This window comes from Pseudomonas sp. ES1 (assembly GCF_050586605.1).
GTDB classification, from domain to species: domain Bacteria; phylum Pseudomonadota; class Gammaproteobacteria; order Pseudomonadales; family Pseudomonadaceae; genus Aquipseudomonas; species Aquipseudomonas sichuanensis.
The window spans coordinates 40,286-52,257 of record NZ_JBOBDM010000047.1 but is presented as its reverse complement, the minus strand read 5'-3'; the positions used below and the strand labels follow the sequence as shown (position 1 = coordinate 52,257).

12 protein-coding genes are annotated in these 11,972 nt (G+C 64.8%); 5 read left to right on the top strand and 7 right to left on the bottom strand.

What is annotated here, in order from left to right:
- Positions 1–20: 20 nt before the first annotated feature.
- From ACQ4N9_RS19125 to phoB, 3 genes are all read right to left on the bottom strand, one after another.
- Positions 21–1,361 (bottom strand): hemolysin family protein, encoded by a 1,341-nt coding sequence (locus ACQ4N9_RS19125; RefSeq protein WP_390969587.1) that lies wholly within the window; start codon positions 1,359–1,361, stop codon positions 21–23.
- Positions 1,362–1,589: 228 nt separating this feature from the next.
- Positions 1,590–2,861 carry a phosphate regulon sensor histidine kinase PhoR gene (phoR, locus tag ACQ4N9_RS19120; protein WP_390969659.1) on the bottom strand — a complete coding sequence of 424 codons (1,272 nt, stop codon included), beginning with the start codon at positions 2,859–2,861 and terminating at the stop codon, positions 1,590–1,592.
- Between the two features lie 72 nt (positions 2,862–2,933).
- Entirely contained in the window at positions 2,934–3,623 is a 690-nt protein-coding gene (phoB, locus tag ACQ4N9_RS19115) for a phosphate regulon transcriptional regulator PhoB (protein ID WP_011536427.1), read from the bottom strand.
- 175 nt (positions 3,624–3,798) lie between these two features.
- Between phoB and ACQ4N9_RS19110 the strand changes: the two genes are divergently transcribed.
- Positions 3,799–4,167, top strand: a complete 369-nt coding sequence (locus ACQ4N9_RS19110) for a COG4315 family predicted lipoprotein (protein ID WP_110991974.1) — start codon at positions 3,799–3,801, stop codon at positions 4,165–4,167.
- 116 nt (positions 4,168–4,283) lie between these two features.
- Here the strand turns inward: ACQ4N9_RS19110 and ubiA are convergent, their stop codons facing one another.
- Together ubiA and ACQ4N9_RS19100 are read right to left on the bottom strand one after the other, a co-directional pair.
- Complete coding sequence (gene ubiA / locus ACQ4N9_RS19105) at positions 4,284–5,174, bottom strand: 4-hydroxybenzoate octaprenyltransferase (protein ID WP_390969583.1); 891 nt, start codon at positions 5,172–5,174, stop codon at positions 4,284–4,286.
- A complete protein-coding gene (locus ACQ4N9_RS19100; protein WP_390969581.1) occupies positions 5,174–5,731 on the bottom strand; it encodes a chorismate--pyruvate lyase family protein in 558 nt (185 codons plus the stop codon). The genes ubiA and ACQ4N9_RS19100 overlap by 1 nt, the downstream gene beginning before the upstream one ends.
- Before the next feature lie 216 nt (positions 5,732–5,947).
- On the opposite strand from ACQ4N9_RS19100, the gene ACQ4N9_RS19095 reads away from it, so the two are divergent.
- The 4 genes from ACQ4N9_RS19095 (at position 5,948) to ACQ4N9_RS19080 (ending at position 8,297) form a co-directional block, all read left to right on the top strand.
- Entirely contained in the window at positions 5,948–6,115 is a 168-nt protein-coding gene (locus ACQ4N9_RS19095; RefSeq protein WP_008091623.1) for a rubredoxin, read from the top strand.
- Between the two features lie 31 nt (positions 6,116–6,146).
- Positions 6,147–7,295, top strand: a complete 1,149-nt coding sequence (locus ACQ4N9_RS19090) for an NAD(P)/FAD-dependent oxidoreductase (protein WP_390969578.1) — start codon at positions 6,147–6,149, stop codon at positions 7,293–7,295.
- Positions 7,296–7,483: 188 nt separating this feature from the next.
- Complete coding sequence (locus ACQ4N9_RS19085; RefSeq protein ID WP_110991978.1) at positions 7,484–7,780, top strand: HU family DNA-binding protein; 297 nt, start codon at positions 7,484–7,486, stop codon at positions 7,778–7,780.
- Positions 7,781–7,922: 142 nt separating this feature from the next.
- A complete protein-coding gene (locus ACQ4N9_RS19080; protein WP_125466073.1) occupies positions 7,923–8,297 on the top strand; it encodes a helicase in 375 nt (124 codons plus the stop codon).
- A 114-nt stretch (positions 8,298–8,411) separates the two neighbouring features.
- Here ACQ4N9_RS19080 and ACQ4N9_RS19075 read toward each other — a convergent pair whose 3' ends face one another.
- Positions 8,412–9,815 (bottom strand): HDOD domain-containing protein, encoded by a 1,404-nt coding sequence (locus ACQ4N9_RS19075; RefSeq protein ID WP_390969575.1) that lies wholly within the window; start codon positions 9,813–9,815, stop codon positions 8,412–8,414.
- A 78-nt stretch (positions 9,816–9,893) separates the two neighbouring features.
- Positions 9,894–11,972 (bottom strand): ATP-dependent DNA helicase RecG, encoded by a 2,079-nt coding sequence (recG, locus tag ACQ4N9_RS19070; protein WP_390969574.1) that lies wholly within the window; start codon positions 11,970–11,972, stop codon positions 9,894–9,896.

Below are 11,972 nucleotides of genomic sequence, written 5' to 3'. Positions count from 1 at the left end.
CGATAGGTTGCAGATGCTGATCAATCCAGCTTGAGCACCTTGGCCAACACGATCTTCGGCCCTTTCATCTTCTTGATGATGATGCGCAGGCCTTCGACCTCCAGCACTTCCTCTTCCTCAGGCACGCGCTTGAGGGTCTCGTAGATCAAGCCGGCAAGGGTTTCCGCCTCGATGTGATCAAGGTCGATCCCCAGCAGCCGCTCGACCTTGAACAGCGGCGTATCGCCCCGTACCAGCAGCTTTCCGGGCTGGTAGGCGAGGATGCCGCGTTCGGTCTTGCGGTGTTCGTCCTGAATGTCGCCCACCAGCACTTCCAGCACGTCTTCCATGGTCAGGTAGCCGATCACCTTGCCGTCGGCCTCCTCGACCAGCACGAAGTGCGCGCCGCCCTTGCGGAACTGCTCGAGCAGTTGCGACAGCGGCATGTGCCGGGACACCCGCTCCAGCGGCCGGGCCAGGTCGTCCAGGTCGACGGTCTGCGGCAGGTGGTCCAGTTCGGCCAGCTCCAGCAGCAGGTCCTTGATGTGCAGCAGGCCGGTGAACTCTTCGCGCTCGGCGTCGTACACCGGGTAGCGGCTGAACTTGTGCCGGCGCAGCAGCGCGAGGATGTCCTTGAGCGGGGCATGGGCGTCGATGCTGACCATGTCCTCCCGTGAGTTGGCCCAGTCGACCACTTCCAGCTCGCCCATCTCCACTGCCGAGGCCAGCACGCGCATGCCCTGGTCGCTCGGATCCTGGCCGCGGCTGGAGTGCAGGATCAACTTGAGCTCCTCGCGGCTGTAGTGGTGCTCGTGGTGCGGGCCGGGCTCGCCTTGCCCGGCGATGCGCAGGATGGTGTTGGCGCTGGCGTTGAGCAGGTAGATGGCCGGGTACATCGCCCAGTAGAACAGGTACAGCGGCACCGCCGTCCACAGCGACAGCAGCTCGGGTTTGCGGATCGCCCAGGACTTGGGCGCCAGCTCGCCGACCACGATGTGCAGGTAGGAGATGACGAAGAACGCGACGAAGAACGAGATGCCCTTGATCAGTTCGGGAGAGTCGACGCCGAAATAGGCCAGCAGCGGTTCGAGCAGGTGGGCGAACGCCGGCTCGCCGACCCAGCCCAGGCCCAGCGAAGCCAGGGTGATGCCCAGCTGGCAGGCCGACAGATAGGCGTCGAGCTGGTTGTGTACCTTGCGCAGGATGCTGCCACGCCAGCCATGCAGCTCGGCGATGGATTCGACGCGGGTGGAGCGCAGCTTGACCATGGCGAACTCGGCGGCAACGAAGAAGCCGTTGAGCAGCACCAGGAACAAGGCAAAGAGAATCATGCCGAAATCGGCGAACAACGAGGTGAGGCTGATACCAGGGGAAGGGTCCATGATGGAGTTTTACGGGGTCCGTCTGCTGAAAAGTAAGAAAAAAAGTGCCAGCTTTTGCTGGCACAGGGGATCCAATGTAGCGGCTGAAGCCGCAAAAGCAAAGGGCCGCTACACGCCCCATCGCGGGCAAGCCGGCTCCCACAGGTACAGCACATGGCTTGAGAGCAGCACGGTCGGGGTGGGAGCCGGCTTGCCGGCGAAAGGGCTGCAAAGCAGCCCTCGTTGATGTCACGCTTTGTTTGCCACCAACTGTGCCGGCGCGAAATGACAGGTGAAGGTGCTGCCATGCCCCGGCACGCTGCTGATTTCCAGGCGCCCGCGATGGCGCATCAGCACATGCTTGACGATCGCCAGGCCCAACCCGGTGCCGCCGGTGTTGGAGGCGCGGCTGGAGTCGACGCGGTAGAAGCGTTCGGTCAGTCGCGGCAGGTGCTTGGCCTCGATGCCAACGCCAGAATCCTGCACCGACAGGTGCGCGCCCTGGTCATCGGCCCACCAGCGAATGCGGATAGTGCCTTCATCCTGGGTGTACTTGACGGCGTTGAACACCAGGTTGGAAAACGCGCTGCGCAGTTCCGACTCGCTGCCCTTCAAGCGGATGCCGGGTGCGGCCTCCAGGGTGATGCGCTGGTTGCGCGGGCCGGACAGCGCCTGGGCATCGTTGTTGATGGCAGTGAGCAGGGCGTCGACCAGCACCGGCTGGTTGTCCGAGGGGTAGTCGGTGGCTTCGAGCTTGGCCAGCAGCAGCAGGTCGTTGAGCAGGGTCTGCATGCGCGAGCCTTGCGCGCTCATCTGTTGCAGCGCACGGCCCCAGCGCGGGTTCACGCCTTCGACGTTGTCCAGCAGGGTTTCCAGGTAACCGGTGATCACCGTCAGCGGCGTGCGCAGCTCGTGGCTGACGTTGGCGACGAAGTCCTTGCGCATCTGTTCGAGCTGATGGATGCGGGTCACGTCGCGAACCAGCATCAGGTGCTCGTTGTTGCCGTAGCGGGTGAGTTGCAGCTGCACGCGCAGGCGGTCGTTGATCGGTGAGGGGATCTCCAGCGGCTCGGCATAGTTTTCCGCTTCGAAGTATTCCTTGAAGCGTGGGTGGCGCACCAGGTTGGTCACCGGTTGGCCGCCGTCCTGCGGGGTCTTGAAGCCCAGCAGGGTTTCGGCAGCGCGGTTCCACCACTCCAGGTTGCCTTCGCTGTCGAGCATGATCACCGCGTCACGCAGTGCGGCGGTGGACTCCTGCACCCGGTCGATCACCGCCTGCAGGCGGCCACGCACGCGCTGGTCGCGGCGCTGCAGGTGATAGATGCTGTCGAACACCTCGCCCCACAGGCCATAGCCGTCTGGCGGTGCCTCATCGGGCTGGTGGTGGCGCAGCCAGTCGTGCAGGCGCAGCAGCTGCTTGAGCGTCCAGCCCAGGTAGAACGCCAGGCCGATGGCCAGGCTCCAGCCGTAGAAGCCGCTGACCAGGCCGCCGATCAGGCAGACGGTGATCAGCAGCAACATGTGGCGAATCAGGGTTGCGTGCCAGTTCTGGTTCAATTGACAGTCCTTGTACTACGGGCGTCTGGGCTTCGATCAGCTCTTGGTCGAGAACCGATAGCCAGTGCCGCGGACGGTTTGTACCAGATTTTCGTAGGCTTCACCCAGCGCCTTGCGCAGGCGGCGGATGTGCACGTCGACCGTGCGCTCCTCGACGTAGACATTGCCGCCCCAGACCTGGTCGAGCAGCTGGCCGCGGGTGTAGGCGCGCTCCTGGTGGGTCATGAAGAACTGCAGCAGGCGGTATTCGGTGGGGCCCATCTCGGCAGGCCTGCCGTCGATGGTCACGCGGTGGCTGATCGGGTCGAGCAGCAGGCCGCCCACTTCGATGGGGGCTTCGCTGTCGCTCGGGCCGGTGCGGCGCAGCACGGCCTTGAGGCGCGCCACCAGCTCGCGCGGTGAGAACGGCTTGGTGATGTAGTCGTCGGCGCCGACTTCGAGGCCCTGGATCTTGTTGTCCTCTTCGCCCTTGGCGGTGAGCATGATGATCGGGATATCGCCGGTCAGCTCGTCGCGCTTGAGGCGGCGTGCCAGTTCGATGCCCGAGGTGCCCGGCAGCATCCAGTCGAGCAGGATCAGGTCCGGCTTGCGGTCGACGATGATGGCGTGGGCCTGCTGCGAGTTCTCCGCCTCAAGGCAGTCATAGCCAGCCATTTCCAATGCAACGGCGATCATCTCGCGGATAGGCGCTTCGTCGTCGACGATCAGAATGTTTCTGCCAACCATGCTCAATTACCTCTCCCGGGAACGGTGTCTTGGCCCGCATTAGATAACGGAATTATTGCAGCTGTGTGACAGGGCATGGGCAGTTCTGGCGACATTGCATGACTGGGCTAGGCTTCACAGGGCCGCTGCAGCGGCTACCAGAACCTTTCCACCCCCCGAAACGATGGTGATTCCAATGACACGACATACGCTGAGCTGGATGGCCCTTTGCGCTGCGCTGGCAGTGCCGGGGGTGGCGTCGGCTCATCACGCCATGGAGAAGGATGGCATGTGGGTCGACCACAACGGCATGACCCTGTACACCTTCGACAAGGATGCAGGCGGCAAGTCGATGTGCAACGGTGATTGCGCGACCAACTGGCCGCCGTTGAAGGTCACGGCCGGCGAAAAAGCCGAAGGCAAGTGGACGCAGATCAAGCGTGACGACGGGTCGATGCAGTGGGCTTACGATGGCAAGCCGCTGTACACCTTCGTCAAGGACAAGAAAGCCGGGGACATGACCGGCGATGGCATGAAGGACGTCTGGCACGTGGCCAAGCCCTGAGATTGCCGGGGCCGCCCTGCGGCCCTTTCGCCGGCAAGCCGGCTCCCACAGTACAGCGTGTGCCCTTGTGGGAGCCGGCTTGCCGGCGAAAGGGCTGCAAAGCAGCCCCAACGGTTTCAACGCAACGCGTAATCCAGCACCACCCCGATGAAGATCAGCATCCCCGCCCAGTGGTTGTGCAGGAACGCCTTGAAGCAGGCGTCCCGGTCCAGCTTGCGCGTCGACCAGAACTCCCAGGCGAAGCACACCGCTGCCGCCAGCAACCCCAGATGGAACCAGCCTCCCAGCTCGAAACGGCTGCCGGCCAGCAGCAGGCAGCCCAGCGACAGCAACTGCAGGCTGAGGATGATCACCCGGTCGGCTTCGCCGAACAGGATGGCGGTGGATTTCACCCCGATCTTCAGGTCGTCGTCACGGTCGACCATGGCGTAGTAGGTGTCATAGCCCACCGTCCACAGCAGGTTGGCGATGTACAGCAGCCAGGCGGCGGCCGGCAGCTCGCCGCCGGCGGCGGTGAAGGCCATGGGGATGCCCCAGGAGTACGCGGCACCCAGCACCACCTGCGGGTAATAGGTGTAGCGCTTCATGAACGGGTAGCAGAACGCCAGGGCCACGGCGCCGAACGACAGCCAGACGGTCTTGGCGTTGGTGCACAGCACCAGCAGGAAGCTCACCCCCACCAGCACGGCGAATAGCACCAGGGCTTCGCGTGGCTTGACCCGGCCACTGGCCAGCGGCCGGTCGGCGGTGCGCTTGACGTGGCCGTCCACCTTGCGGTCGGCGAAATCGTTGATGCAGCAGCCGGCGGCACGCATCAGCACCACCCCCAGGCCGAAGATCAGCACGTTGGCCACGCTGGGTGCGCCATTGCCGGCGATCCACACGGCCATCAGCGTCGGCCACAACAGCAGGTAGATGCCGATCGGGCGGTCCATGCGGCTCAGCTGGACGAAGTCCCAGGCCCGTGGGTGCAGGCGGTTGAGCGATTTGAGCAGTTGCAGGTACATCAGCAGGTTGCCTCCTTGGCCGCTTGCCACAGTGCCGGCAGGAAAATCTCTGCCACCAGCAGGTCGAGGCCGGCACGCTCGAAGCGCGAACGCCGCCCCCACAGCCCGGCATGGGCGGCCTCGGCAGGCAACCAGCCCTGTGGATAACTGCACACTTCGATGGGGTGGCGGACGAACGCCTGGTCGCAGAACAGCAACTCGCCGAGCGAGCGGGTGCCCAGGGTTTCCAGGTCCAGGCCGCCGCGTTCCAGCACACTGCGCCCGGCCACGCTGCGGGCGAACACCCAGGGCTGGCCGTGGCCGCGCAGGTAGACCTCACGCACCCAGCCCTCTTCGCCGGGCGCAAGGCCGAGCGCTGCGCATTCGTCATCGCGCAGCGCTTGCCAGCCTTCGAACAAGGGCGTGACGCTGAAGTGGTCGTGGGACAGTTGGGTCAGGCGGCGGGTCAGGGAGCCTTGGTCGAACAGCCAGTCGAGGGTCGGCTGGTCGAGCGCGCTCGCCAGTTGTGGATACGGCAGCCACGCGACAGCGGCTGCTTGCGGGGTTTCGTACGACACGTCGGTATGCTTGTGACAGCCAGAGAGGCGGCGAGCTTAGCATGATTGCCCTGGCGGCTTGCATACAGTACAAAGCCCGGACGAGATTGCGCGGTGCCTCTATCGCGGGGCAAGCCCGCTCCCACTGGGTCTACGCAAGTCCAGTGGCAGCGGGCTTGCCCCGCGATAGAGGTCATCAGCAGCGACACATCAAGCCTGACCGAGGAACGACCCCCCATGAAGAAGTGGCAATGTATTGTCTGTGGCCTGATCTACGACGAAGCCGAAGGCTGGCCGGATGACGGCATCGCCCCGGGCACCCGTTGGGAAGACGTGCCGCAAGACTGGCTGTGCCCCGACTGCGGCGTGGGCAAGAGCGATTTCGAAATGATCGCCATCGGCTGATCGCAACCCTACTGGAAGAGGAAGCACCTGCATGACGTCCCCCGTGGTGATCATCGGCACCGGCCTTGCCGGCTACAACCTGGCCCGCGAGTTTCGCAAGCTCGACAGCGAAACGCCGCTGCTGCTGATTACCGCCGACGACGGCCGCTCCTACTCCAAGCCGATGCTCTCCACCGGTTTCGCCAAGGGCAAGGACGCCGATGGCCTGTGCATGGCCGAGCCCGGCGCCATGGCCGAGCAGCTCAAGGCCGAAGTTCGCACCCATACCCGGATCAGCGGTATCGACCCAGGGCACAAACGCCTGTGGATCGGTGAAGAAGCGGTCGAGTACCGCGACCTGATCCTGGCCTGGGGCGCGCAGACCGTGCAGGTGCCGGTTGAAGGCGATGCCGGCGACCAGGTGTTCCCGATCAACGACCTCGAGGACTACGCGCGCTTCCGTGCCGCCGCTGCCGGCAAGCAACGGGTACTGATCCTCGGTGCCGGCCTGATCGGCTGCGAGTTCGCCAACGACATGACCCTGGGTGGCTACCAGTGCAACGTGGTGGCACCCTGCGAGCAGGTGATGCCGACCCTGCTGCACCCCGCTGCTGCCAGCGCCGTGCAGGCGGGCCTCGAGGGCCTGGGCGTGCGCTTCCACCTGGGGCCGGTGCTGACCCGTCTGCAGCGGGCAGGCGCGGCCCTCGAAGCGCACCTGTCCGACGGCAGCGTGATCCCCTGCGACCTGGTGGTTTCAGCCATTGGCCTGCGCCCACGCACCGACCTGGCGGCCGCCGCCGGTTTGCAGGTGAACCGTGGCGTGGTGGTCGATCGCCAGCTGCGCACCTCCCACGCCAATATCTTTGCCTTGGGCGATTGCGCCGAAGTCGATGGCATCAACCTGCTGTACGTCATGCCCCTGATGGCCTGCGCCCGTGCCCTGGCCCAGACCTTGGCCGGCAACCCCACGGAGGTCGCCTATGGGCCGATGCCCGTCACCGTGAAGACCCCGGCCTGCCCGTTGGTGGTGTCACCGCCACCCGCCGGCCTGGAAGGTAGCTGGCAGGTGGAAGGCAGCGGCGCCGACCTCAAAGTGCTGTGCCACGGGGCTGACGGCCAGTTGCTGGGCTACGCCCTCACGGGCGCGGCCGTCATGGAGAAACTGGCGCTGAATCGCCAGTTACCGCCGCTGATGGCGTAAATGACGGGCGTTCTGTCGGATTTCTCCTGTTCTTGCCGCGACAATGGCCGCCCAGGTACTGGCGCGGCCCCGGACGGCGTGCCATTCTCACTGGCGTCTACCGCAGCCTAGAGCCTGCGGTGCCTTGAACGCTGCCGCCCTTGGCAGCACGGCATAACAACAAGAAATTCCGTCAAAGAGGCTTCACTATGCGTAAACCAGAACTCGCCGCCGTCATCGCCGACAAGGCCGATCTGACCAAGGAAAAGGCCAACCAGGTCTTGAACGCGATTCTCGACAGCATCACCGGCGCACTCGACAAGGACACCGTCACCCTGGTCGGTTTCGGCACCTTCGAGAAACGTCACCGTGGCGCCCGCACCGGCAAGAACCCGCAAACCGGCGAGCCGGTCAAGATCAAGGCCAGCAACACCGTCGCCTTCAAGCCAGGCAAGAACCTGCGCGACAGCGTCAACGTACCGGCCAAGCCTGCCAAGAAGAAGTGATCGGCAACGACAACGGTCATTCGAACGGGCGCCCTTGAGGCGCCCGTTGTGTTTCTGCGGTGAAAATGCAGCGAACTTGCATAAACTGCCCAGGAAGCGGATAAACTGCGCGACTCAGTCATTTTTCAATCGAGGCGCGTTGATGAAGTTTCGCTTTCTTCTCTGGGCCATGGGTCTGCTGATGGCCAAGGCCAGCCGCAACAACCCGGCGTTCCAGCAGCAGCTGCAGGACAAGGACCTGGTGTTCCAGATGCAGACGCTGGACGGCAAGGTGGCCCGCCATTTCGTGGTCAAGGATCAACGCATCAGCAGCAAGGGCGGCCTGCACCCGCAACCGGCGTTCGCCATTGCCTTCAAGGATGCCGGCTACGGCTTCGCCACCCTGCAGGCGGGTAACAAGCAGCTGGCGTTCATGCAGGGCATTCAAGACAAGAGCATCCAGATCAAGGGCAACCCGGCGCTGGTGATCTGGTTCCAGGGCTTGATGAAATACCTGAAGCCGAAGAAGAAGGGCTGATATACAACACAGAACAATGCACCTGTGGGAGCGGGCTTACCCGCGAATACGCTTGTGGATTAACCACCGCATTCGCGGGTAAACCCGCTCCCACAGGACAGGCGCCCGGCTCAATCAGTGCGGCGCGTGAAACTGCGATGCCAGCTCACGCAGCAAGGCTTCTGCCTCCAGCACCTTGTTCACCACTTCCTCGGCCTTGTCCCGGGTCAGCCCCAGGCGATCGAGCAGGGCATCCGGGATTTCGTCCTGCGGGCCCGAACCGATACCCCGCGAACGCAGCAGGCGCACCGACAGGCAGACCAGGTTGGGGAAGGCCGAGTGCTCGCCTTCGTACGATGGGTCGTGCTGGAAGCGCAGGGCGGTGGACAGCTCTTCGGGCATGTCCCACAGCTTCATCAGCCAGGCGCCGATCTGCTCGCGACTGATCCCCAGCAGGTGCTGCTCCACATAGCTGTGGCACAGATGCGGATTGACCTCCAGATGGCGGCAGATCAGCGAGAAGTGCGGCGGGAACACGTGGGCCAGCAGCAGATAACCGAAATTGTGCAGCAGGCCGGCGAGGTAGGTCAGGCCGGCTTCCGGGCGCTCCGGGCGTGGCATGGCACGGGTCAGGCCCTCGATGACCGCAGCGGTATAAATCGACTGCTGCCAGTAGGGGGTGGCCTGTTGCGGATGGTCCTTGGGCAGGCTCAGGGTCTTGCCCAGGGCCAGGCCGAGGGCCAGGTTGATCACCAGGTCGAAGCCCAGCACCCGCACGATCGCGTCTTCCACCGAGCGGATCTTGCCCGGCGAGGCGTAGTAGGGCGATGCCGCCCAGCTGACCACCTGGGCGGCCAGGGCGGGGTCGGTTTCCACCACGCCAGTGACGTCATCGGTGCTGGCATTGGGGTCGACCCGCAGCTTGATGATTTTTTGCGCAGTATCGGCCAGTGGCGGGATCTCGATGGTTTCTTCCAGGCGCTTCTGGATACGTCGAGCGGTGAAGGCCTGGACGGCCTGGGTGATCTCCTTGGAGTCGTCATTCGGGCGGTCGAGGTTGGGGCGAATCTCGCGGACCGGCTGGCCAAAGCTGCCGGCACTGGACTTGTGCAACATGCGCTTGAAGTCGTCGTGCTTGATCGACAGCAAGATGCCCGACTCGCCCGACTGGATCAGCAGGTGCTCTTGCTCGAGCAGCTTGCCTTCATACAGGCAAGGCGAGCTGGTGAGTGCCGGGATGGCCGGCAGGGTCTTGAGATGGTGCTTGTCGAGCATCTGCTTGAGGCGCGGCAACGGCACGGCCTTGAGCTTGCGGCCTGTCAGCTCCTCGAGGCGGTTGAGGTCCAGCAGCTTGCTCTGCGGGTACAGCACCAGCAGGGCGCCGACTTCGTCATCGAGCAGGATGGCCTGAACCTTCGATGCGGGCGACTGCTTCGGGCTTTCTGGCACCTCGACATAGGGTACGCCGAGTTTTTCGAGCAACAGCCGGATGACAGACGGTGCGTGTGGGGTTGCGATATCCAGAGCAACTTCAGTCATGGCCTGTATCCACTAATTCCTTTGAAGGCGAAGTATAACCAGCCTGATCGGCAAGCTGGTTCTGTATTGGGACGGCCGTCACACTTGGCCATATTGTTGGCCGTGGCGCAGCCAGCGGTCGAGCAGCGGGCTGACGTGGTGGGGCCAGCGCGCCAGCAAGGCCTGGGCGGCATCGCGCACGGCCGGCAGCAGGTCGGCGTCGCGCATCAGGTCGGCGACCTTGAACTGTAGCAGGCCGGTCTGGCGGGTTCCGAGCATCTCGCCGGGGCCGCGCAGTTCCAGGTCCTTTTCGGCGATGATGAAGCCGTCGTTGGTTTCGCGCATGATGCCCAGGCGCTCGCGGCCGATCTGCGACAGCGGTGGGTGATACAGCAGCACGCAGTGGCTCACGGCGCTGCCCCGGCCAACCCGGCCGCGCAACTGGTGCAGTTGGGCCAGGCCCAGGCGCTCGGGGTTCTCGATGATCATCAGGCTGGCGTTGGGTACGTCCACGCCGACCTCGATGACCGTGGTGGCCACCAGCAACTGCAGGTTGCCAGCCTTGAATTCAGCCATCACCGCAGCCTTCTCCGCGGGCTTCATGCGCCCGTGGATCAGGCCCACGCGCAATTCGCCCAAGGCGCTGCCGAGGTCTTCAAAGGTGCTTTCGGCCGCCTGGCAGGTCAGTTCTTCGGACTCTTCGATCAGCGTGCATACCCAATAGGCCTGGCGCCCCTCGGCGCACGCGGCGCGGACCCGCTCGACCACTTCGAAGCGGCGGCTGTCGGCCACCAGCACGGTATTGACCGGCGTGCGCCCGGGCGGTAGCTCGTCGAGGATCGAGGTGTCCAGGTCGGCGTAGGCACTCATGGCCAGGGTGCGCGGGATCGGGGTGGCGGTCATGATCAGCTGGTGTGGGCACAGCTCGCCGTTGACGCCCTTCTTGCGCAGGGCCAGGCGTTGCTGCACGCCGAAGCGATGCTGTTCGTCGATGATCGCCAGGGCCAGGTGCTTGAAGCGCACTTCTTCCTGGAACAGCGCATGGGTGCCGACCACCATTGGCGCTCCGCCGGCGATCTGCTCCAGGGCGCTGGCGCGGGCCTTGCCCTTGAGCTTGCCGGCCAGCCAGGCGACTTCGATGCCCAGCGGTTCGAGCCAGCGCTTGAAAGTGATGAAGTGCTGTTCGGCGAGGATCTCGGTCGGCGCCATCAGCGCGACCTGATAGCCGGCCTCCAGCGCCTGCAGCGCGGCGAGGGCGGCAACCACGGTCTTGCCGGCGCCGACGTCGCCCTGCACCAGGCGCATCATCGGTTCGGGCTGGCTGAGGTCGTAGGCGATTTCGTTGCCGACCCGTTGCTGGGCGCCCGTGGGGTTGAAACCCAGGTTGGCCAGGTACTGCGCGGGCAGGCGAGTGGCCTTGGGCAGCACCGGCGCGCGCAGGCTGCGCAGGCTTTCACGCAGGCGCTGCTGGGACAGCTGGTGGGTCAGCAACTCTTCGAAGGCCAGGCGGTGCTGGGCCCAGTGTTGGCCTTCGGCGAGTTCATCGACATCGGCGTCAGCCGGTGGGTTGTGCAGGTAGCGGATGGCGTCGCTCAGTGGCGCCAACTGGTAGTCACGGGCCAGCTCGTCGGGCAGCCAGTCGGGCAGGCTGCGTGGCCCGAGCTGGCCGAGGCTCTGCTGGCACAGCAGGCGCAAGCGCTGCTGGGTGAGGCCTTCGGTGGTCGGGTAGATCGGCGTCAGGGTCTGTTCCACCGGCGCTGCCGGCTCGTCGCCGTTCAGTGCGCGGTACTCGGGGTGGTAGATCTCCAGCCCCGAGGCGCCGGGGCGGGCCTCGCCATAGCAGCGCACGTGGGTGCCGCGCTTGAGGCCTTCCTTTTGCGCATTGCTGAAGTGATAGAAGCGCAGGCTCAGCACACCGGTGCCGTCGCCCAGGCGCACGACCAGGCTGCGGCGCTTGCCCATGGTCACGTCGGCGCCGCTGACCACACCTTCGATCACTGCGTCCTGCCCTGGCCGCAGTTGGCCGATGGGGACCACGCGGGTGCGGTCCTGGTAGCGCAGGGGCAGGTGGAACAGCAGGTCCTGCAGGTTCTCCAGGCCAACCTTGGCGAGTTTCTCCGCCATGGCATCACCAACGCCCTTGAGCGCGGTGACCGGCACATTCGACAGCTCGGTCAT

Excerpts from the sequence above, each read along its gene's own strand:
- ACQ4N9_RS19125 (WP_390969587.1), bottom strand. The coding sequence starts at position 1,361 with ATGGACCCTTCCCCTGGTATCAGCCTCACCTCGTTGTTCGCCGATTTC.
- phoR (WP_390969659.1), bottom strand. The coding sequence starts at position 2,861 with ATGTTGCTGCTGATCACCGTCTGCCTGATCGGCGGCCTGGTCAGCGGC.
- phoB (WP_011536427.1), bottom strand. The coding sequence starts at position 3,623 with ATGGTTGGCAGAAACATTCTGATCGTCGACGACGAAGCGCCTATCCGC.
- ACQ4N9_RS19110 (WP_110991974.1), top strand. The coding sequence starts at position 3,799 with ATGACACGACATACGCTGAGCTGGATGGCCCTTTGCGCTGCGCTGGCA.
- ubiA (WP_390969583.1), bottom strand. The coding sequence starts at position 5,174 with ATGTACCTGCAACTGCTCAAATCGCTCAACCGCCTGCACCCACGGGCC.
- ACQ4N9_RS19095 (WP_008091623.1), top strand. The coding sequence starts at position 5,948 with ATGAAGAAGTGGCAATGTATTGTCTGTGGCCTGATCTACGACGAAGCC.
- ACQ4N9_RS19090 (WP_390969578.1), top strand. The coding sequence starts at position 6,147 with ATGACGTCCCCCGTGGTGATCATCGGCACCGGCCTTGCCGGCTACAAC.
- ACQ4N9_RS19085 (WP_110991978.1), top strand. The coding sequence starts at position 7,484 with ATGCGTAAACCAGAACTCGCCGCCGTCATCGCCGACAAGGCCGATCTG.
- ACQ4N9_RS19080 (WP_125466073.1), top strand. The coding sequence starts at position 7,923 with ATGAAGTTTCGCTTTCTTCTCTGGGCCATGGGTCTGCTGATGGCCAAG.
- ACQ4N9_RS19075 (WP_390969575.1), bottom strand. The coding sequence starts at position 9,815 with ATGACTGAAGTTGCTCTGGATATCGCAACCCCACACGCACCGTCTGTC.
- recG (WP_390969574.1), bottom strand. The coding sequence starts at position 11,972 with ATGACCGAGCTGTCGAATGTGCCGGTCACCGCGCTCAAGGGCGTTGGT.